Below are 21,113 nucleotides of genomic sequence, written 5' to 3'. Positions count from 1 at the left end.
GTCCGTCATCACTTAAGGAAAGGCTCAAAAACATTTTCGTCAAACAAAACATCCGTTTGGTTTCCCAAGCGGATTTTTTGTTTGTTTTATTTTGCGACACTTTTAGCAAGGACAAAATTCCCAAGTGTGGCAGAACCATTGCCAGCGACTGCTGGAGTGACAATGTAGTCACGCACATCTGGTACTGGTAGGTAGCCATTGAGAAGAGCTGTGAATTTCTCACGTACACGGTCCAGCATGTGTTGCTGTGCCATAACCCCACCACCAAAGACGATGACATCTGGGCGGAACGTCACTGTAGCATTGACTGCAGCCTGAGCGATATAGTAGGCTTGAACGTCCCAGACAGAGCTGTTGAGTTCAATATTTTCACCGCGAACACCTGTACGAGCTTCCAAACTTGGTCCAGCTGCAAAGCCTTCCAAACAGCCCTTGTGGAAAGGACAAACACCGTTGAATTCTTTTTCAATATCCATTGGGTGTTTAGCCACATAGTAGTGACCCATTTCAGGGTGACCTGCACCACCGATAAACTCGCCACGTTGGATGACACCTGCACCAATCCCTGTACCGATCGTGTAGTAAACCAAGTTTTCGATACGGCCACCAGCATTGTTACGAGCAACCACTTCACCATAAGCAGAGCTGTTTACGTCTGTAGTGAAGTACATTGGAACGTTGAGGGCGCGACGGAGAGCCCCAAGCAAGTCCACATTTGCCCAATGAGGTTTTGGAGTCGTTGTGATAAAGCCATAGGTTTTTGAGTTTTTGTCGATATCGATGGGACCAAATGATCCGACAGCAAGACCAGCAAGATTATCGAATTTTGAAAAGAACTCGATGGTTTTATCGATAGTCTCGATAGGAGTTGTTGTTGGAAATTGTGTTTTTTCCACAACATTAAAGTTTTCATCACCGACAGCACAGACAAACTTTGTACCGCCCGCTTCCAAGCTTCCATATAATTTTGTCATGATAAACCTCTTGTTTTTATTTTCTTTATTATAGCATATTTTGAAAGTCTAGATTTCTCTATATTTTAGATTTTCCTCTGTAAATCTTACCATTCAAGCAAAAACGAACAAACATGTCATTTGTTCGTTTTGTTTTTAGATTTGATTTTCGAAGAGGACTAGGCTTTCACTTCGATGATCGCGTCGCCCTTGACAACTGAACCGCTTGCAACTGGTGTCACAGAAGCGTAGTCTGCTGTGTTGGTTACGATAACCATTGTTGTGTCATCAAGACCTGCAGCAGCGATTTTGCTTGAGTCAAAGGTTCCAAGAACGTCACCTGCTTTGACCTTGTCGCCTTGAGCTACCTTTTGCTCAAAGCCTTCACCGTTCATAGTCACTGTATCGATCCCAACGTGGATCAAGATTTCAGCTCCATTAGCTGTCTTCAAACCGTAAGCATGTCCTGTAGCAAAGGCAATCGATACTTCTGCATCAGCTGGTGCGTAAACCACACCTTGGCTTGGTTTTACAGCGATCCCTTGTCCCATTGCACCACTTGAAAATACTGGGTCATTGACATCAGCAAGCGCTACGACATCACCAACGATAGGAGTTTGGATTGTTTCGTTTTGAGGAGCTAGAGGAATGTTACCAGTTGTTTCTTCTTGAACCAAGCGCTCTGTTGCCACTTCAGAAGCAACTTCTTCTTCGTCCTCGTAACCAAACATATAGGTAAGGGCAAAACCAAGAACGAATGATACAGCTACCATAAGAATGTATTGGAACAATTGACCATTCCCAAGGTACAACATTGTACCAGGGATGATGGTGATACCATTACCAGTACCAGCAAGTCCAAGGATAGAAGCCAATCCACCACCGATGGCACCAGCGATCAATGAAAGGAAGAATGGTTTACGGAAGCGCAAGTTTACCCCGAAGATAGCAGGCTCTGTAATACCGAGGAAGGCAGAAAGAGCAGCTGGGAAAGCAAGTGTTTTCAGTTTAGGATTCTTCGTTTTAACACCAACCGCAACAGTTGCAGCCCCTTGAGCTGTCATCGCTGCAGTGATGATGGCGTTAAATGGGTTCGCATGGTCAGCAGCAAGCAATTGTACTTCAAGCAAGTTGAAGATGTGGTGCACACCTGATACGACGATCAATTGGTGAACCCCACCGATGACCAAACCACCAAGACCAAATGGCAAGGCAAGAATCGCTTTTGTTCCGAGAAGGATGTAGTTTTCAACAACGTGGAAGACTGGTCCGATGACAAAGAGTCCAAGGATAGACATGACCAAAAGTGTCACGAACGGTGTCACCAAGAGATCCAAGACATCTGGGACCACTTTGCGGAGAGCTTTTTCAAACTTGGCTCCGACCACCCCAATGATGAAGGCTGGAAGAACAGAACCTTGCAAACCAACAACAGGGATGAAACCAAAGAAGTTCATAGCCGTTACTTCACCACCTGATGCTACAGCCCAAGCGTTTGGAAGCGAACCAGAAACAAGCATCATACCGAGGACGATACCAACAGCTGGGTTACCACCGAATACGCGGAAGGTTGACCATACAACTAAACCTGGCAAGATGATAAAGGCTGTATCTGTGAGGATTTGGCTGTAAATGGTAACATCTTCTGGAAGTGTCATTCCAAGAGCGTTCAAGAGCCCACGAAGACCCATGAAGAGACCAGTTGCTACGATAACTGGAATGATTGGCACAAAGACGTCACCGAAAGTACGGATAGCACGTTGGAACCAGTTTCCTTGTTTAGCAGCTTCTGCTTTCATGTCTTCTTTAGAAGATGTTGGCAAACCAAGTGCAACCACTTCGTCGTACATCTTGTTTACTGTACCAGTACCAAAGATGATTTGGTATTGACCTGAGTTAAAGAAAGCTCCTTGAACTTTATCCAAGTTCTCAATCACTTCCTTCTTGATTTTCCCTTCATCTTTGACCATGACACGTAGACGAGTCGCACAGTGGGCTACACTGTTGACATTTTCACGTCCACCAAGGGCTTCGATGACCTTTTTTGCAATATCCTGATTGTTCATTTGCAAAAATCTCCTTATAAAAATTTTGTAAAGTGTTTGAAAGCGATTTTACCCGCCCTACGATTATTATTCTATCACGTTCTAAAAATATGTCAAGCGTTTTGCAGAAATTTTTATTTTTCTCCTAATCTTTATACTAATTTATGATAGTTTTTGACTGAATTCTTCTATTTACTCATAAAAATATCTTGTTATTAGAGGATTCAAAGCTTTTTTGTTTTCATTTTCTTCCATCTTTTCGTGAAAGTTAGCTGAATCTTCTTCTTTCATTTTGTGATAATCGTTTGTCATTTTTTGCTATTTTTTAACATAAAAGACTTGCTTTTTTTGTCGAAAACGGTTACTATTAAGATAGCAGAACTTTCGGAGGAATGATATAATGGAATGGACAACAGAGCGTCGCTACAGACGCTATGAAGACTGGACTAATGATGAAATCAAGCAAATCAAGGAAAAGATGGCACAATCTCCTTGGCATACTCGTTACCATGTTGAGCCTAAAATGGGGCTTCTCAATGATCCAAATGGCTTTTCTTATTTTGATGGCAAATGGATCCTCTTTTACCAAAACTTCCCCTTCGGTGCAGCCCATGGGTTGAAGTCTTGGGTGCAACTTGAAAGTTATGATTTAGTGCACTTTACAGAAACTGGAGTCAAAGTTTTGCCAGATACTCCATTGGATAGTCACGGTGCCTACTCTGGTTCTGCCATGCAGTTTGGCGATAACTTGTTCCTATTTTATACAGGAAATGTCCGTGATGAAAACTGGATCCGTCACCCTTACCAGATTGGTGCTTTGATGGATAAGGATGGCAAGATTACAAAGATTGACAAGATTTTGATTGACCAGCCAGCAGACTCTACTGACCACTTCCGCGATCCGCAAATTTTTAACTTTAAGGGGCAATATTATGCTATCGTCGGTGGACAGGACTTGGAGAAAAAAGGCTTCGTCCGTCTCTACAAGGCTGTGGACAATGATTATACAAACTGGCAAGCAGTTGGTGACCTTGATTTTGCTAACGACCGCACTGCCTACATGATGGAATGTCCAAATCTAGTCTTTGTAGGGGAGCAACCTGTCCTTCTCTACTGCCCACAAGGATTGGATAAGGCTGTTCTAGACTATGACAATATCTATCCAAACATGTACAAAATCGGGGCTTCCTTTGTTCCTGAAAATGCTAAAATGGTAGATGTGTCTCAACTTCATAATCTAGACTATGGTTTCGAAGCCTATGCAACTCAAGCCTTCAACGCTCCTGACGGACGTGCACTAGCAGTAAGTTGGCTTGGTTTACCAGATGTTTCCTACCCATCTGACCGTTTTGACCACCAAGGAACCTTCTCTTTGGTCAAGGAACTCACTATCAAAGACGGCAAACTCTACCAATATCCAGTCGCAGCTATCAAGGACCTTCGTTCTTCTGAAGAGGTCTTCTCAAATCGTACTCAAACCAAAAACACCTACGAAATCGAACTCAACTTGAATGCCAATAGCCAGAGCGAGATTGTCTTACTTGCTGATAAAGAAGGCAAGGGACTTTCCATCAACTTTGACCTTGTAAATGGTCAAGTTACAGTAGACCGTAGCCAGGCTGGAGAACAGTATGCCCAAGAATTTGGAAGCACTCGTTCTTGCCCAATCGGCAATCAAACTACTACTGCTAACATCTTCATCGACAATTCTGTCTTTGAAATTTTCATCAATAAAGGAGAAAAAGTATTTTCTGGTCGCGTCTTTCCGCATGCCGATCAAAACGGTATCCTGATCAAGTCTGGAAAGCCAACCGGAACTTATTATGAATTAGATTATGGTCGCAAAACTAACTGATGTCGCCAAACTTGCAGGCGTTAGCCCCACTACCGTCTCACGGGTTATCAATAAAAAAGGCTATCTGTCTGAAAAAACCATTCTCAAGGTCAATGAAGCCATGAGAGAATTGGGCTATAAGCCCAACAATTTAGCTCGTAGCCTCCAAGGAAAATCAGCTAAGTTAATCGGCTTGATTTTTCCTAACATTTCCAACATTTTCTACGCAGAATTGATTGGTAAGTTGGAACACCAACTCTTTAAGAATGGATACAAGACCATCATCTGTAACAGCGAACATGACTCTGAAAAAGAACGGGAGTACATTGAAATGCTGGAGGCCAATCAGGTCGACGGTATCATTTCTGGAAGTCACAACTTGGGAATCGAAGACTACAATCGTGTGACGGCACCGATCATTTCCTTTGACCGAAACTTGTCTCCAGACATCCCTGTTGTCTCCTCTGACAACTACGGTGGCGGGGTTCTCGCTGCCCAAACCTTGGTCAAGACAGGTGCCCAGTCTATCATCATGATTACAGGAAATGACAATTCCAACTCACCGACTGGACTGCGTCATGCTGGCTTTGCCTCTATACTCCCGAAAGCTCCTATTATCAATGTTTCAAGTGACTTTTCTCCCGTCAGAAAGGAAATGGAAATCAAGAATATCTTGACCCATCAGAAACCAGATGCTATCTTTGCTTCGGATGATCTGACAGCTATCCTAGTGATCAAAATCGCTCAAGAACTGGGAATCTCTGTTCCTGAAGAACTCAAAGTCATCGGCTATGATGGTACCTACTTTATCGAGAATTACTACCCTCAACTGGCGACCATCAAGCAACCCTTGGAAGAGATTGCCCACCTCACTGTTGATCTGCTCTTGCAAAAGATCGAAGGCAAGGAAGTCGCGACAACCGGTTACTTCTTACCCGTCACCCTATTACCAGGAAAAAGTATTTAAGTACAAAAAACTCAGACGAATTCGTCTGAGTTTTTTATGTTCTTAAGTTTTCGAGATAGCGCTGGGCTGTCTCTAAGTTAAAGTTTTTTTCTGCAATCAAGTGCTCGACCAGTGGAGCAACTTCAGACTCACTAGCACCTGCTAGGAGAGCTAGGGATTTGGCCTGTAATTTCATGTGGCCTTGCTGGATGCCCGTACTGACCAAGGCTTTGAGGGCCGCTAAGTTTTGGGCAAGACCGATGGACACGATAATCTGAGCCAATTCCTTAGCTGAAGGATTTCCCAGTAGTTCATGACTGAGAGCTACACGAGGATTGAGTCCGATAGAGCCACCCTTTGTCGCTACCGGCATGGGCAGGGTCATCTCACCGACCAATTCTTCTGTGTCCCTATCTAGACTCCATCGACTGAGACCTTGATAGTGTCCATCTCGACTGGCAAAGGCATGGGCCCCAGCTTCGATGGCACGCCAGTCATTACCAGTGGCGATTAAAATGGCATCAATACCGTTAAAAATCCCTTTATTATGGGTAGCCGCTCGGTAAGGATCAGCCTGCGCAAACTGGCTAGCCAAGGCTATTTTCTCCGCAATTTCTCGTCCTTGGTCCCTTTGGGGACTCAAGTAGCGAAAGGCGATTCGACAGCTTGCAGTCACCAGAGAATCGGTCGCGTAGTTAGACAGGATACCCATAAGACTCTGTCCTTGACTGAGTTCTTCTAAGACTGGTTTCAAGGCTTCCAGCATGGTGTTGAGCATATTGGCTCCCATGGCTTCCTGAGTATCGACATGGAGATAAACAACGAGAAAGTCTGTTTCGTCTTTGATCTGCTCTACATGTAAATCACGCGCCCCGCCACCACGTTTGACGATAGAAGGATAGGCTTGATTGGCAAGTTCTAAGAGCTCGGCTTTCTTGCTGGCAATCTTCTCTTGCGCTTGTTCAGGATCAGCAACTTGATAAAGTGCTACTTGACCGATCATCTGGCGCTCATGTACTTGAGCAGTAAAGCCACCTGACCGCTTGATGATTTTGCTGGCATAGCTGGCCGCAGCAACCACAGACGGTTCTTCTGTCACATAGGGAACTGTGTAGTCCTGACCGTTCACCAAAAGCTCTGGAATGATGGAATAAGGCAGAGAAAAAGTTCCCACTACATTCTCACTCAGCTGGTCTGCAACTGCCAAGCTGACTTGTTCATCCTGCTCGAGACTCGTTTGCTTTTCAGGACTAAGGAGCGCCTGAGCTTGTAACAACTCAAGGCGCTCATGGTATGATTTTTTAGAAAATCCATTCCAACTTATCTTCATTATTTTTCAACCTTGCTATAACGGCGTTGGTGGTCTATAATTTCAACCAAGGCATAGTCTTGATGTTCATAGCCTGCAAATTGGGCTGAGCCAGACTCATCCAACTGCACCTCTTCGAAGAAGACTTTTTCATAGTCTGCAACAGACAATGCTGTACGTTGTTTGAGTTTGCTCAAGCGATCCTTATCAAGGTAAGCCTCATAGTCTTCGACCAATTCACCACTAAAGAACTCTGAAACCGCTCCACTTCCGTAACTGTAGAGGGCAATTTTATCTCCAGCCTTCAAAGTCTCTGCATTTTCCAATAGAGAGAGGAGCCCGAGGAAGAGGGAACCTGTATAGATATTCCCAATCATCTGACTGTAGAGAATGGACTTGTCAAAGTTCTCTTGCAAACTATCCTGTTTTTCTTTAGACAAAGTTTTGTCCATCATCTTGCGCAAACCTTTTAGGGCCAACTTAGGATAAGGCAAGTGGAAGCAGATAGCCGCAAAGTCATCCATAGTCCAATCATAGCGTTTCTTGTATTCATCCCAAGTCGTTGTCAGGCAATCAAGATACTGTTGGGTCGAGTACATGCCGTTTACATAAGGAGTGCTTGAGTAGTTCGGACGCCAGAAATCCATGATGTCTCGCGTTTGAGCAACGTTATCATTGTTAAAGGCCATGATGCGCGGATTTTGAGTAATTAGCATCGCCACACTTCCAGCACCCTGGGTTGGCTCACCTGGAGTTCCCACACCATACTTGGCAATATCACTGGCAATGACCAAAACCTTAGACTCTGGAGAATTTTCCACATGCAATTTAGCATAATGAAGGGCAGCTGTCGCTCCATAGCAGGCTTCTTTGATTTCAAAGCTACGGGCGAAAGGCTGAATGCCTAACAAGCCATGAACAAAGACTGCCGCTGCCTTACTCTGGTCAATCCCTGACTCGGTCGCCACGATGACCATATCGATTTCCTCTTTTTCTTTGTCTGTTAAAATAGAGTTGCTTGCACTAGCTGCCAAGGTAACAATGTCCTCAGTCAGTGGCGCAATACTAATTTCATTTAACAAGAGTCCCTTGCTAAATTTTTCGGGGTCAACTCCCCTCGCTTCTGCTAAGTCTTGTAATTTCAAGACATAGTGACTGGTCGCAAAACCAATCTTATCAATACCGATTGTCATATTTACCTCTGTTTTTTCATTCATTGTAAAAAATCGTTTCATTCTATTTTATCACAAATAGGAACAAAAGAGAGAAAAAAGACTTGATTCAACAAATCAAGTCTTTGCTTTTACTGCATTAGGAAGAGATTCCTCGTTGTTTTCGGATGTAGTAATAAAGCTTTAGAATTACCGTTCCACTTGCCATTCCAATAGAAATAACAAGAGCTAACATAACCACCAAAGTCGCGCTGGCAATAGCATGGCTGTAATCTCCTGTCACAAAGAAAGCTGTCGTTCGATAGGATAAATAACCTGGCACCAAGGGGGCAAGAATGGCCAAGACAAAGACCACCGCTGGTGTCTTATAGACAATACTTAAAATCTGGCTGATGCAAGAGCCAATTACTGCTGCGATAAAGGTCGCGACAATAACATTGGTTGGTTCTTTGAGCACGAGATAGAGGAGCCAAACGCCCATTCCCAAAATACCACCAGGTAGGAGCATGGAACGTTGAACATTCAGTACGATTAGAAAGGTGATAATGGCGAGTAAACTCGCCACTGCTTGGAGCAAAATACTTGTTAGAGTCATCTTATGTCATCAAAACCAGGGCGACAGAGGTGCCAGCCCCTAAAGCGAGGGTAATGAGCAAAGATTCAAACATCTTGCTCATACCAGAGTTGATATGGTTGGTCATGATATCCCGTACCGCATTTGTCAGAGCAATCCCTGGAACAAAGGGCATGACCGCTCCTGCTATAATCAGGTCTGCCGTCGAAGGAAATCCTGTATAGCGGGCCCAAAACTGGGCGATCAATCCGAAAACAAAGGCACCCGCAAAGGCCGTTACAAAAGGAATGCGGACAAACTTCTCTACGTAGAGAGAGAAGGCAAATCCAAATAAGGTTGCAATAGCCGCACCAAAAGCGTCATAAACATTGCCCCCAAACATAATCGAGAAGAAAGGGGCACTGAGGGTCGCTGCTACGGTCACTTGGAACTTAGTATAAGGAAGGGCTTGATTGCCGATTTCTTTGAGCTTTTTAAAGGCTGTCGAGAGATCAATCTGCCCTCCGACAAGCTCCCGTGATACTTGGTTGACATCGCAAACTTTTTCAATGTTATAAGAGGATGAGGTCACCCGTTTCATCCGAGAAATATTGGTGTTTTCAATAGAAAAGAAAATAGCTGCGGGCATGGCAAGAACATTGCAATCCATTATTCCCTGCGAATGGGCAATACGGATCATAGTATCCTCAACCCGATGAATCTCTGAGCCACTTTTCAGGAGAATGGTTCCTGCTAGCATAATCACATCAATGACGGCATTCAACTCTCTCGATTCGTCCATTTTCTCCTCCTTTTTTCTACTTCCTATATTTTATCACAAAATCTTGTGAAAAAAAATCTTTGTCATGATTTCATGACAAAGATTCGTTTAATTTCGAGAACTTTCACGGGTTCCTTCACTATTTGGTTGATTCGGTGGAAGATTATTCCCTTGTTGATTTCCTTGTTGATTTCCTTGTTGGTTCCCTTGTTGGTTCCCTTGATTTGGTGTTGTTGTAGAACCTTGGTTCCCACGTTGAGTAGGGTTAGAGGATGAAGTTGACGGCGGTGTTTTCGGTTTATAAACTGAAATTTTGATACGTGTGTAAGTAAGGTCAACCTTTTCTCCAGCTTTTGGTGTTTGATCTACAACTGTACCTTCTGCTATTCCTTCTGCTGTTCCTTCAGGAACTGTCGAAACCTCGACAACCTCAATATTAGCCTCTTTTACTCCAACAATCTGTGTCAGATTAGTCTTAGTAAATTCGAGACTTGAACCGATGTAACTAGGCATGCCCTTCTTAGCAACTGTTAAGGTGATAGTAGTGGCTTTTGAGAGATCATAGGTCGAACCCGAAGCAGGAGTCTGTCTGAGAACGGTTCCAGGTTCGCTTTCGCTGGATACTTCCTCTTCCATCTGGATTAGATTTTTTGGTACCTTTTTCTCCTTGAGTTCAGCTACAACATCCGTATACTTGCGTCCGACATAATTGCCCAATTGGAAGGATTGCTTGCCAGAAGAGACAACCAAATTGACCTTGGTTCCTTCTTTTCGGCCACTACCAGCTTCGGGATCGGTTCGAATAACGCGTCCTTCCGCTACTGTATCACTAGCTTCTGATTTCTCTTCACCAGCTTCAAACTTAGATTTTTTGAGTGCTTCTTTGGCCTCGGCAACGGTTTGTCCAGCCACATCAGGAATGGGAATCGTTGCAGGTGTTCTTGACAAAATCCAGACCAAAGAGGCTGCAACCAATAGAAGACTGGCCAAAAGAATCATATAGCGAGCCTTAAACTTCCGTTTTTTAGCTGGCTTTGGCGCTGGAGCCGGTTCTGCCATTGGTTGAGTTGGTTTCTTTGGCTGAGGGCGTTCTTCCTGCGCCGGAGCTTTAGGAATCGATGTCAGTGTACTTTGTGGAACTTTAGGTAAAGTCTTAGTGTCTGCCTTACTCGCATCGTCAAAGACCAGTTTCGGTTCATTCCGACGATTATAAGACAAGCTAGTTGACAAGTCCACATACATTTCTGAAACAGACTGATAACGGTCTGACAGCTTCTTAGCAGTCGCCTTGATGACAACATTTTCTAAAGCCTGAGGGACAGATGGGTTTTCAGCTATGACGGACGGAAGTGGCTTCTGGAAATGCTGGAGGGCAATCGTAACCGCGCTATCCCCATCATAAGGGATATGTCCCGTCAGCATTTCATAGAAGATAATCCCCATTGCATAGATATCACTCTGGAAAGTCGCTTTAGAACCACGCGCTTGTTCAGGTGACAAATAATGAACGGAACCCAGCATCGAGTTTGTCTGAGTCAGACTGGTCTCCGCAAAGGCTACAGCAATCCCAAAGTCCGTGACCTTAGCTGTGCCGTCAGGTGTCAAGAGGATATTTTGAGGTTTCAAATCCCGGTGAACAATTCCTCGAGTATGGGCTAAGCGCATGGCCAAGAGGATTTGTCCCATAATCCGAACTGCTTCTTCGTTTGAAAGAGGATAGTGTTCTTTGATATAACGCTTGAGGTCAAGGCCTGCTACGTATTCCATAGCCAGGTACTGTTGACCGTCTTCCTCACCAATATCTGTTATCCGAACGATATGAGGATGGTCCAGATCCGCCATGGCTCTCGCTTCACGTTGGAAACGTGCCACAGCAATCGGGTCTGTCTGGTAGTTGGTCCTCAGGACCTTCACTGCCACTTCTTCCCCGTCTAGGATCAAATCCTTGGCCAAGTAAACATCTGCCATGCCTCCTCGACCAATCTGCTTGACAATCCGATACCGCCCGGCAAAAATCTTGCCGATTTGGATCATTCTGCTGCCTCCTCGTTCATGTAAACAAGGGCAACCGTAATGTTGTCTAAACCTCCTGCATTGTTAGCGAAGCGAATGAGGGTTGCCGCCTTGTCTGCTAGGGAAATATCACTGGTTACGATATCATAAATCTCGCTTGCCGAAATCATATTGGTCAAACCATCACTATTGAGCAAGAGATAATCTCCTGACTCCAGTGTAATCATCCCAAAATCTGGCTGGATTTCATCTTTTTGTCCGATAGACTGGGTGATGATATTCTTTTGAGGGTGAGTTTCTGCTTCCTCTGGAGTCAATTGACCAGCCTTGAGCAATTCGTTGACCAAGGAATGGTCACTCGTCAACTGGTGGTATTCTTCTCCACGAATCAAACCGATACGAGAATCTCCAATGTGAGCATAGATGGCTTGGTTGTCAATAAAAGCAACAGCTTCTAGCGTTGTTCCCATGCCTCTGTAGGCTTCGTCCTGACCTAGTTGATGAATTTTTTGATTTTCAATCTCCAGGTAGTGGGCAAACCACTCACGAACTTCATTGACTGAATCAATTTGGGTATCCACCCAAGCCACACCAAGGTCTGTGACCGCCATCTCACTAGCGATATTTCCTGCACGGTGCCCTCCCATCCCGTCAGCCAAGAGGATCATAGTGCGTCCTGCTCGGTTGACAAAGTGATTGACATAGTCTTGGTTATTTGTTCGTTTCTGACCAACATCTGTTAATAATGCTATTTCCATTGTGTCAGTTCCTTCCTAATCTGATATCTTACGAAATTGGCTAATGAAGAATCCATCACTTCCATACAATTCTGGAGTAATCAGGATACAGCCATCTTTCAGGATATCCTTGCATTCGTGTTCTAGTTTAACCTGCTCGAACTCGGGATGACTTTCTAAAAACGCCTCAACGACTTGAAAGTTCTCCTCAGAGACAATAGTACAGGTACTATACGTTATTATACCACCTTTTCGTAGTGTTTGACAAACACTACCTAATATTTCCAGCTGAATTTCCTGTAGGGACGTGAAATCTGCCGTTTCTTTATTGTATTTGATATCTGGTTTGCGGCGCAAGAGGCCGATCCCAGAACAAGGGGCATCTACTAAAATCTTATCAAAAGAGTCTTTTTCAAAAAACTCATGCACTTTTCTGGCGTCCAATTTTTGCGTTTGCACTCGATCTGCCACACCCAGACGTTGGGCGTTTTCTTGGATCAAGTCCAACTTGTGATCATAAAGATCCAAAGCCGTCACCTTACCAGATGTGAGGTAAGAAGCCATATGGGCTGTTTTCCCACCCGGAGCTGCACAGGCATCTAGGACCTGCTCATGGCCTTGCAGAACAAGAGTGGGAGCAACCAATTGACTGGACTCGTCTTGGATGGTAATAGCACCCTCTGAAAATAAGTCATGCCCCGCAAAGTGTCCCTGCTCCTTGACCAGACCAGTGGAAGCCAAAGGAGAATCAGTCGCCTCTAACAAAGCTTTGATTTCCTCTTTTCGACTCAAGTCAGTCACTCGGATGCTAGCTTTGTTGCGCATTAAGAGGCTTTCAAAAATGGCTTGTGCTCGCTCTTTACCGTATTCTTTCTTGAGCTTAGATACTAGCCAAACTGGGAGAGAATAGGCAATGGAATCACGCTTGTTTTTGCGTTTGATGCTGTCAACATCTGGCCAGCCTTCTCGCAAAATACGACGAAGGACTGCGTTGACTAATTTTTCACTGCCTTTTTTACGGGCTTTGGCTAGCTCTACCGCTTCATTGACTACAGCGTGATTAGGAATTTTATCCAGATACCGAAGTTGGTAGGCGCTCAGAAGGAGCAGGATATAGAGCCAGTTATCTAGCTTATCTCGGTCTTCGATAAAGTGAGACAGGTACCATTCCAAAGTGAGTTTGCGGGCTACCGTTCCGTAGACAATCTCTGTCACTAACCCCTTGTCTGGGGCAGAGAGATGACTGCCCTTGAGGTGTTTATTTAAGGCGATATTCGAATATGCTTGGTTGACAAAAACATCCTCTAATACTGCTAGAGCTAGATTTCTAGCCGTTTCTACTTTAGTCACCAAATCGTTCTCCTACAGTCAATGTCCGTCCAACTCCGTTGAGGAAGGAAGAAATGTCCATCTTAGGCTTACCAGCTGGCTGCACTTGCTTGAGAGACAGAGCACCTTCAGCCGTTGCAACGATTAATTCTTTCTTACCAATAGAGAGGATTTCACCCGGAGAACCCTGACCTTCTACTGGTAGGGCTTCATAGATTTTAAAGCGGTCGCCTTTGAGAAAAGTATGGGCAACAGGCCAAGGATTCATGCCGCGGATTTGGTTGAAGAGTTGGCGATTGGTTTTAGTCCAATCGAGTTTCTCTTCTTCTGGCTTAATATTTGGCGAGAAAGTAACTTGACTAGGATCTTGAGGTTCAGGTTGGATTTCTCCTGCTAGGTAGTCAGGTAGCGTATCCAAAAGTAAATCGCGACCAACAATCGCTAATTTTTCAAACAAGATACCGACATTGTCCTCATCTGTAATAGGAATACTACGGCGGGAAATCATATCTCCTGCATCCATTTCTTTAACCATTTCCATAATGGTCACACCAGCTTCCTCATCCCCTTGAATCAGGGCATAATGAATGGGTGCGCCACCACGGTGTTTGGGAAGAAGGGAAGCGTGAACGTTGACCGCAAAATCCATGCTATCAAGGAGTTTACTTGGGAGAAACTGTCCAAAAGCAGCGGTCACAATCCCATCCGCTCCTAAATTCATAATAGCTTCCAGCTCTGGGCTCCCAGATAATTTTTCAGGTTGGTAGATAGGGAGACCCGCTTCTTTGGCGGCCTGCTTGACTGGGGTTTCTTGGATCACTTTTTTACGGCCGACAGCGCGGTCAGGCTGGGTCACAACAGCTAGGATCTCGTAACGGTCATCTGATAACAACCCCTTCAAAACTGTCGCTGAAAAATCAGGTGTCCCCATAAAGATTAGTTTTGTCATTTCTTCTCCTTCTTATAAAAATTGCTGCGGTTCGTGGTCAATGCTGAGACGAAGCTCGCTATTTTCCCGTTCTTGAGTCAAGGCCAAGACCTGGTTGAGGGTTGGGCCCAGCTCATCTTCTAAACGGTATTTGATCAAAATCTGGTAATGATACAGGTTGTGGGTACGGGCAATGGGTTTTGGTGTCGGTCCAAGGATTTTACTAGTTTCCGATAAACCTGATTGCAAAATTCCCATGACTTCATAGGCACGTTTGACAACCTCTTCTTCTTTCTTGTGAGAGAGGGTAATCCCAATAGTGAAATAATATGGCGGATAGCCGAGTTGGCGCCTGATACTCATTTCATAAGCGTAAAAGCCTTCGTAGTCCTGATCTTTGGCAAAACGAATGGCATAGTGCTCAGGATTGTATGACTGAATCAAGACCTGCCCAGCTTTTTCCGCACGACCTGCACGACCAGCCACCTGAGTTAAGAGCTGGAAGGTTCTCTCGGAAGAACGGAAATCAGGCAAGTTCAAGGCCGTATCCGCATTGAGCACTCCGACTAGGGTCACATTTGGAAAATCCAAGCCCTTGGCAATCATCTGAGTTCCCAGCAAGATATCTGCTTCACCTTGGCCAAACTGGTCAAGAAGAGCTTGGTGACTGCCTTTCTTGCGGGTCGTATCCACATCCATCCGCAGAATACGGGCCTGAGGAAAGAGTTCTGCCAGTTCATCATAGGCTTTCTGTGTCCCCGTCCCATAGTAACGAATACTGCGACTCTGACAGTTGGGACAGATATGAGGAATCCCCTTCGAAAAACCACAGTAATGGCAGTTCATGGTTTTGGTATCCATGTGGAGAGTCAGAGAAATATCGCAGTTGGGGCAACTATCTACCGTCCCACACTCCCGACACATGACAAAGCTAGAATAACCCCGACGGTTGAGCATGAGGACTACCTGCTCTTTTTTATCCAAACGGTCTTGGATGGCCTCTAGCAAAGGAGGCGTAAAGTTTGATGTCTCATTCTGCCCGATATAGTCACGAAAGTCAATCACTTGAACCTCAGGAATAGTGGCCAAAGGATTGGCCCGTTGGGTCAGACGTAAGTGCTGATAGACGCCTTTTCCAGCCCGCGCACGGCTCTCTAAGCTCGGTGTTGCTGAACCAAGGACCAGGGCTGCTTGATTGTACTGAGCCCGTAGAATGGCGGCCTCTCTAGCATGATATCGGGGATTGCTGTCTTGTTTGTAGCTAGCTTCATGCTCTTCATCGATAATCATGACACCTAGATTTTTCAGTGGAGCAAAGATAGCTGATCGAGCGCCAACGACAACTTGGGCATCTCCACGCTCAACCTTGCGCCATTCATCGTACTTTTCACCATTGGACAGGCCTGAGTGAAGAATGGCCACTTTCTCTCCGAAACGAGCAATGAACCGCTCCGTCATCTGTGGCGTCAGAGAAATCTCAGGTACCAGCAAAATAGCCGTCTTACCCTTGTCCAAGGCCCCTTGGATGATCTGTAAGTAAACCTCTGTTTTCCCACTTCCTGTAATCCCTTGAAGAAGGAAAGGAGGTTGCTGACTGCCAATAGCACTGACAACCGCATCACGTGCCTGTCTTTGTTCAGGATTCAATTCCAAAGGTTGGCTGGCTTCAATGCCTTCGAAATAAGCAGCTGAACGTTGCACTTCCTTTTGTACTAGGGTTAGAGCCCCTTGATCCACAAAGAAGTTGACTTGCTCCCGCGAATAAGATTCTAACAAACTAGCCAGAGGAGCACTCTCAGGATGAGCAAGCAAATAGTCTCTCAGCTCTGCCTTTTTCTTAGCACGCGCAGAAATCTCAATCTGCTCTAGTCGAGTAGCATCAACCTCATACCAAGGCTGGGTCTTGACCTTCTTCTGATCGACAGCCTGGTATTCTAGGCGGAGCAGCCCTTTTCTCGTCAAACGCATCATTTCTGCCTGCTTGGCCAAATCTAGAGATGAAAAGGCTAGCGAATCTTCTGAACCAAACAAGCGCTCTTTGTCTCCCTGGCTTAGGCCTTCTAAAGGATAGAGAATCTTATCATAACTGGAGTTTAAAAATCCCGGCAACATGGCTTTTAAAATGGAGATTTTGTAAGAAAAGACTGACTTGCGTAACTCCTCTGCCAGCCAGAGTTGCTCTTGGGTCAAGACTGGAGAAAAGTCTAGCACCTCCGCAATCTCTTTCAAGTCCTGATCTGCCACTTCTTCATCCGACTGGGACTCCAAGCCCAACACAATTCCTTGGATCAAACGATTGCCCTTACCGAAGGGGACATGGACCCGCATACCGACTTCCAGCATCTCTACAAATTCCTCAGGGACCTTGTAGCTATAGGGCTGGTCCGTCTGCATCAGGGGAACATCCACGATAATCTTTGCGATCGCCATTTTCTCACCTCCTTCTTGTCACTACATTCTTGCAATAGAAAAAATAAGATTGAGTCCCCCCAACCTTAAATTTTTTCACCATCTTCTTTTTCTTTAGCGATTTGCTCTTTGATTTTCTTTTCTTCTTCTTCCTTGCGGCGTTTTTCTTCTTCGATACGGAGACGAACTGCTTCACGTTTTCCTTCTGGATCTGGGTGAATGGTTACATTTCCAGACTCGATTTCTTCTAAAGCACGAAGAGTTGATTTTTCAGACTTAAACTCTTGAGTCGCTGGTGCGCCTGCTTCTAGTTCGTGGGCACGTTTTGCTTCCAAGATTACGAGTGAATATTTTGATGGTACCTTGTCCAGCAAGGTATCGATAGAGGGTTTTAACATCATTTGCTTGTACCTGTTTCCTATAGTTTATCGAGTAGTTGGAGATTTTGGCAACATCTCCTGGTAGTGACCAATGACACGGTCCACACGGAAGTGTTCTGCTTCGATCACACGCTTGACACGTTCAGCAGCGAGGGGCACCTGATCGTTAACAATAGCATAATCATACTCACGCATAAGAGCAATTTCTTCCTTGGCTTTTTCGATTCGTTGGGCAATCACTTCTGCACTATCTGTTCCACGACCTACCAAACGATCTTGCAATTCATCCAAATCTGGTGGCGTTAGGAAGATAAAGACAGCATCTGGAACCTTTTTCTTAACCTGAAGGGCTCCTTGGACTTCAATCTCAAGAAAGACATCGATTCCCTTGTCCAGAGTTTCATTGACATAGGTCAGAGGAGTTCCATAGTAGTTACCGACATATTCTGCATATTCCAACATCTGACCTTGACGGATTAGCTCTTCAAACTCTTCACGAGTACGGAAGAAATAGTCCACCCCGTCCACTTCACCAGGACGTTGCGCACGCGTCGTCATTGATACAGAGTATTGAAATTGATTCTCAGAACTCTCAAAAATCTCTCTTCTAACCGTTCCTTTCCCAACTCCTGAAGGACCAGAAAAAACGATTAGCAAGCCTCGGTCTGCCATTATGTCTCCTTTAGTTAGTCTGTGAAATAAAGTAAAATTTCTCTCGGATACTGATGATAGCGTCAGTTATCCTTCTACAGTCTTTCTATCTAGTGTAACAAAAAAGCAGTAATATTTCAACTGCTCTTTCTTATTTATTTAGCATAATCTACTGCACGAAGTTCGCGGATCACGGTTACCTTGATATTTCCTGGGTAATCGAGATTATTTTCAATTTTCTCACGAACTTTGTGAGCCAAGATTGTGACTTTGTCGTCTTTGATTTGTCCTGGATTTACCATGATACGGATTTCACGTCCTGCTTGAAGGGCAAAGCTATTTTGCACTCCTTCAAAGCCGTTGGCGATTTCTTCCAAGTCATGGAGACGCTTGATGTAGCTTTCAAGAGACTCGCTACGAGCACCTGGACGCGCTGCACTCAAGGCATCTGCTGCAGCAACGATCACTGCAATGACGCTTTCGGCTTCGACATCACCGTGGTGGCTAGCAATAGTATTCACTACAACTGGGTGTTCCTTGTACTTACGAGCCAACTCCGTACCAATCTCAACGTGGCTACCTTCAACCTCGCGATCAATAGCTTTCCCGATGTCATGAAGGAATCCAGCACGACGGGCAAGAGCTGCATTTTCACCAAGTTCACTCGCGATGATACCAGATAACTTGGCAACCTCAATCGAATGACGCAAGACATTTTGTCCATAAGAAGTACGGAACTGCAAACGTCCCATGATCTTCATCAAGTCTGGATGGAGGTTTGGCGCACCAATCTCATAGGCAGCAGCCTCCCCGTATTCACGGATTTTATTGTCAATCTCTTGACGGTTCTTCTCCACCAACTCCTCAATACGAGCTGGGTGGATGCGGCCATCCTTGAGCAACATTTCCATGGTCATACGAGCAATTTCACGACGAATCGGATCAAATCCTGACAAGGTTACCACTTCCGGTGTATCGTCGATAATGACATCAACCCCTGTCAAACTTTCAAAGGTACGAATATTGCGACCTTCACGACCGATAATGCGTCCCTTCATGGTATCATCTGGTAGGTGAACTGTCGAGTTTGTTGACTCTGCTACATAGTCACCAGCGATACGCTGCATAGCCTGAACCAAAATATCTTTCGCAATCTTGTCTGAACGTTCCTTGACTTCTTGCTCTGCCTCACGAATGCGGCTAGCAATTTCCTTGGTCAAGTTTTCCTCTGTCTGAGCCAAGATAATATCTCGAGCCTCAGTTTGGGAAAGCGAGCCGATACGTTCAAGTTCAGCTTCTTTTTGTCTTTCGACTTCCTCTAATTGCTCTTCACGTGCATCAAGGTTTTTTGCTCTATCAGAAATACTTTGTTCTTTTTGTTCAAGTGTTTTTTCTTTGTTCGTCAAATTGTCGTCCTTACGGTCAAGGCTCGTAGCTCTCTCCGTCAAACGACTTTCAATTTGCTTGAGCTCCTGACGTTCTGACTTAAATTCAGCGTCCACTTCTTCACGGTATTTTCTGGCTTCCTCTTTGGCCTCCAATAGTGCTTCTTTTTTAAGAGACTTGCTTTCGCTCTTGGCTTCATTTAGTAATAAATCCGCTTCGCGCTCAGCTTGTCCTCGTAAATTAGTTGCTTCTTGTTCAGCATTTAGAAGCATCAACTCTGCAGCCTCTTGAGATGATTTCATCTTAGCTGAGATGCTGACATATCCAATGACTAAACCAATGATGACGGCAAAAACAGCAATCGCAAGTGTCATGATTTCCATGTTTTTACCTCATTAAATTTGTTTATCGAATGACATACATTCCTTAATATTCTATCATAAAAAACCGATTTTCACAAACCCAAATTGAAGAGTTTTGTGTGAATTTTAGGAGAAAGTTCTGAAATCGCAAAACAAACTTTCTAACTCTTAAAAATGACATTTTCATTAAAACATACAATAAAATAGCCTACCTTTCAGTTGACTTAGTTTGTTTCTATTCTAATCGGCGCTCTTCCGAAATTCTGCTCTGCTATACTTGGCTGTCCTAGTTGGTAAATCTGATCTGCTTTTTGAGTCATAGCATCCCAAGGTTCTTTTCCAATTCGGCTGACTAGATGGACCTGCTCTTTCAGAGACTTGAGATGTTGTCTGCCTTTTTCTGTAAATCCTAGGACATGGATGCCCTCTGGCAAGTCACTTTCCCTGGCCTGCACCAAGATATAGGTCAAGAGGCGTCTGACACGCGCCTTAGTGTAGCGTTTAGTCGCAACCGCCTCGACCAATTCCTCCACAGACTGGGCTGTTTTGATAGCATCCTTGATGCGAACTGCCATTTCTTTATTGACCTGATAGATGGTCGTTAGATCTGGATTTGACAAGATTTGATAGCGGAGAAATGGAAAATAGTCATCCCAGCTCACCTTACTGGCCTGCTCAAAGAGGTCAACAGAAGGCATAAAGCATTCTAAGAAATCTTGGTCTGATTGATGCTGACGAAGTGCTGTCGCCGAGGCAAAGTCCACCTCCTTATCAACAGAATGATACCCCGCTCCCTGACGCGGAATCGGATGGAGTTTGATTCTACGTCCCGCAACCGCCTTGGCATAGGCCAGAGCAAGGACATGATTGGGAGTGTTGCCTGAAAAATCAAGACCGGCAAATTCCTTCCACATAGCTTGGGTTTTCTGGGGATAGGAGAGGGAATCAGGTAGATTGTCCACAAATTTCTCCATCTCAGTACCTCGCTCTGTGTATAAGTCAGATATTTTTTGATAATCCAGAACTTCCTCTGTCCCGAAAGCTAGAGTATCAATACCCAAGCGAGCCAAGATATCCACAGCTCCTTGACCGAAGAAATCAGCTGCCTGAACACTGACTAAAAAGGGCAATTCCACTACCAGATCTGCTCCATTCTCCAGTGCCATTTGAGCCCGTGTCCACTTTTCCACGATAGCAGGCTCTCCTCGTTGCATGAAATTTCCAGACATGGCAACGATTTTCAGTCCCTCCGCCTGCTCAAGCAGGTATTTGTGGCCATTATGAAAAGGATTGAACTCCGCGATAATACCTGTGATGGTCATAAA

Annotated in this window: 17 protein-coding genes; 2 read left to right on the top strand and 15 right to left on the bottom strand. The window is 44.8% G+C overall.

From position 1 onward, the window contains the following. Positions 1-86: 86 nt before the first annotated feature. Entirely contained in the window at positions 87-974 is an 888-nt protein-coding gene (gene scrK, locus MK385_RS07695; RefSeq protein WP_268725731.1) for a fructokinase ScrK, read from the bottom strand. A gap of 158 nt (positions 975-1,132) precedes the next feature. Then, positions 1,133-3,019 carry a sucrose-specific PTS transporter subunit IIBC gene (locus tag MK385_RS07690; RefSeq protein ID WP_268725730.1) on the bottom strand — a complete coding sequence of 629 codons (1,887 nt, stop codon included), beginning with the start codon at positions 3,017-3,019 and terminating at the stop codon, positions 1,133-1,135. A gap of 379 nt (positions 3,020-3,398) precedes the next feature. Here MK385_RS07690 and MK385_RS07685 point away from each other — a divergent pair, with 379 nt between their 5' ends. Continuing rightward, a complete protein-coding gene (locus tag MK385_RS07685) occupies positions 3,399-4,853 on the top strand; it encodes a sucrose-6-phosphate hydrolase (RefSeq protein ID WP_268725729.1) in 1,455 nt (484 codons plus the stop codon). Continuing rightward, positions 4,834-5,799: a LacI family DNA-binding transcriptional regulator gene (locus MK385_RS07680; protein WP_268725728.1), complete on the top strand. Its 966-nt coding sequence runs from the start codon at positions 4,834-4,836 to the stop codon at positions 5,797-5,799. The genes MK385_RS07685 and MK385_RS07680 overlap by 20 nt, the downstream gene beginning before the upstream one ends. A 34-nt stretch (positions 5,800-5,833) precedes the next feature. Here the strand turns inward: MK385_RS07680 and MK385_RS07675 are convergent, their stop codons facing one another. The 13 genes from MK385_RS07675 to MK385_RS07615 form a co-directional block, all read right to left on the bottom strand. Further along, complete coding sequence (locus MK385_RS07675; RefSeq protein ID WP_084883510.1) at positions 5,834-7,108, bottom strand: hydroxymethylglutaryl-CoA reductase, degradative; 1,275 nt, start codon at positions 7,106-7,108, stop codon at positions 5,834-5,836. Continuing rightward, positions 7,108-8,280, bottom strand: coding sequence for a hydroxymethylglutaryl-CoA synthase (locus tag MK385_RS07670; RefSeq protein ID WP_268725727.1), 1,173 nt, complete (start codon positions 8,278-8,280; stop codon positions 7,108-7,110). Before MK385_RS07670 ends, MK385_RS07675 begins: the two co-directional genes overlap by 1 nt. 118 nt (positions 8,281-8,398) lie before the next feature. After that, a complete protein-coding gene (locus MK385_RS07665) occupies positions 8,399-8,854 on the bottom strand; it encodes a threonine/serine exporter family protein (RefSeq protein WP_044021233.1) in 456 nt (151 codons plus the stop codon). A gap of 1 nt (position 8,855) precedes the next feature. Beyond that, positions 8,856-9,614 (bottom strand): threonine/serine exporter family protein, encoded by a 759-nt coding sequence (locus MK385_RS07660; RefSeq protein ID WP_000344542.1) that lies wholly within the window; start codon positions 9,612-9,614, stop codon positions 8,856-8,858. Between the two features lie 87 nt (positions 9,615-9,701). Continuing rightward, positions 9,702-11,627 carry a Stk1 family PASTA domain-containing Ser/Thr kinase gene (pknB, locus tag MK385_RS07655; RefSeq protein ID WP_268725726.1) on the bottom strand — a complete coding sequence of 642 codons (1,926 nt, stop codon included), beginning with the start codon at positions 11,625-11,627 and terminating at the stop codon, positions 9,702-9,704. Next, positions 11,624-12,364, bottom strand: a complete 741-nt coding sequence (locus MK385_RS07650) for a Stp1/IreP family PP2C-type Ser/Thr phosphatase (RefSeq protein ID WP_268711512.1) — start codon at positions 12,362-12,364, stop codon at positions 11,624-11,626. The genes pknB and MK385_RS07650 overlap by 4 nt, the downstream gene beginning before the upstream one ends. Before the next feature lie 15 nt (positions 12,365-12,379). Beyond that, positions 12,380-13,693 (bottom strand): 16S rRNA (cytosine(967)-C(5))-methyltransferase RsmB, encoded by a 1,314-nt coding sequence (gene rsmB, locus MK385_RS07645; RefSeq protein WP_268725725.1) that lies wholly within the window; start codon positions 13,691-13,693, stop codon positions 12,380-12,382. Beyond that, positions 13,686-14,621: a methionyl-tRNA formyltransferase gene (gene fmt / locus MK385_RS07640; protein WP_268725724.1), complete on the bottom strand. Its 936-nt coding sequence runs from the start codon at positions 14,619-14,621 to the stop codon at positions 13,686-13,688. The genes rsmB and fmt overlap by 8 nt, the downstream gene beginning before the upstream one ends. A gap of 12 nt (positions 14,622-14,633) precedes the next feature. Next, entirely contained in the window at positions 14,634-17,030 is a 2,397-nt protein-coding gene (locus MK385_RS07635; protein ID WP_268725723.1) for a primosomal protein N', read from the bottom strand. Positions 17,031-17,095: 65 nt separating this feature from the next. After that, a complete protein-coding gene (gene rpoZ / locus MK385_RS07630; RefSeq protein ID WP_002874282.1) occupies positions 17,096-17,410 on the bottom strand; it encodes a DNA-directed RNA polymerase subunit omega in 315 nt (104 codons plus the stop codon). Positions 17,411-17,434: 24 nt separating this feature from the next. After that, entirely contained in the window at positions 17,435-18,061 is a 627-nt protein-coding gene (gmk, locus tag MK385_RS07625) for a guanylate kinase (RefSeq protein ID WP_000775041.1), read from the bottom strand. A 134-nt stretch (positions 18,062-18,195) separates the two neighbouring features. Next, positions 18,196-19,809: a ribonuclease Y gene (locus MK385_RS07620; protein WP_000404959.1), complete on the bottom strand. Its 1,614-nt coding sequence runs from the start codon at positions 19,807-19,809 to the stop codon at positions 18,196-18,198. Between the two features lie 203 nt (positions 19,810-20,012). Continuing rightward, positions 20,013-21,110 (bottom strand): nucleotidyltransferase, encoded by a 1,098-nt coding sequence (locus MK385_RS07615; protein ID WP_268725722.1) that lies wholly within the window; start codon positions 21,108-21,110, stop codon positions 20,013-20,015. Positions 21,111-21,113: the final 3 nt, after the last annotated feature.

The organism is Streptococcus oralis (assembly GCF_026782125.1).
In the GTDB taxonomy this organism is placed as follows: domain Bacteria; phylum Bacillota; class Bacilli; order Lactobacillales; family Streptococcaceae; genus Streptococcus; species Streptococcus oralis_CE.
The sequence above is the reverse complement of the archived record's forward strand: the minus strand, read 5'-3'. Positions and strand labels throughout refer to the sequence as shown.

Bases quoted from the DNA above. Each gene is read 5' to 3' on its own strand.
- scrK (WP_268725731.1), bottom strand. From the start codon at position 974: ATGACAAAATTATATGGAAGCTTGGAAGCGGGCGGTACAAAGTTTGTC.
- MK385_RS07690 (WP_268725730.1), bottom strand. From the start codon at position 3,019: ATGAACAATCAGGATATTGCAAAAAAGGTCATCGAAGCCCTTGGTGGA.
- MK385_RS07685 (WP_268725729.1), top strand. From the start codon at position 3,399: ATGGAATGGACAACAGAGCGTCGCTACAGACGCTATGAAGACTGGACT.
- MK385_RS07680 (WP_268725728.1), top strand. From the start codon at position 4,834: ATGGTCGCAAAACTAACTGATGTCGCCAAACTTGCAGGCGTTAGCCCC.
- MK385_RS07675 (WP_084883510.1), bottom strand. From the start codon at position 7,108: ATGAAGATAAGTTGGAATGGATTTTCTAAAAAATCATACCATGAGCGC.
- MK385_RS07670 (WP_268725727.1), bottom strand. From the start codon at position 8,280: ATGACAATCGGTATTGATAAGATTGGTTTTGCGACCAGTCACTATGTC.
- MK385_RS07665 (WP_044021233.1), bottom strand. From the start codon at position 8,854: ATGACTCTAACAAGTATTTTGCTCCAAGCAGTGGCGAGTTTACTCGCC.
- MK385_RS07660 (WP_000344542.1), bottom strand. From the start codon at position 9,614: ATGGACGAATCGAGAGAGTTGAATGCCGTCATTGATGTGATTATGCTA.
- pknB (WP_268725726.1), bottom strand. From the start codon at position 11,627: ATGATCCAAATCGGCAAGATTTTTGCCGGGCGGTATCGGATTGTCAAG.
- MK385_RS07650 (WP_268711512.1), bottom strand. From the start codon at position 12,364: ATGGAAATAGCATTATTAACAGATGTTGGTCAGAAACGAACAAATAAC.
- fmt (WP_268725724.1), bottom strand. From the start codon at position 14,621: ATGACAAAACTAATCTTTATGGGGACACCTGATTTTTCAGCGACAGTT.
- MK385_RS07635 (WP_268725723.1), bottom strand. From the start codon at position 17,030: ATGGCGATCGCAAAGATTATCGTGGATGTTCCCCTGATGCAGACGGAC.
- rpoZ (WP_002874282.1), bottom strand. From the start codon at position 17,410: ATGATGTTAAAACCCTCTATCGATACCTTGCTGGACAAGGTACCATCA.
- gmk (WP_000775041.1), bottom strand. From the start codon at position 18,061: ATGGCAGACCGAGGCTTGCTAATCGTTTTTTCTGGTCCTTCAGGAGTT.
- MK385_RS07620 (WP_000404959.1), bottom strand. From the start codon at position 19,809: ATGGAAATCATGACACTTGCGATTGCTGTTTTTGCCGTCATCATTGGT.
- MK385_RS07615 (WP_268725722.1), bottom strand. From the start codon at position 21,110: ATGACCATCACAGGTATTATCGCGGAGTTCAATCCTTTTCATAATGGC.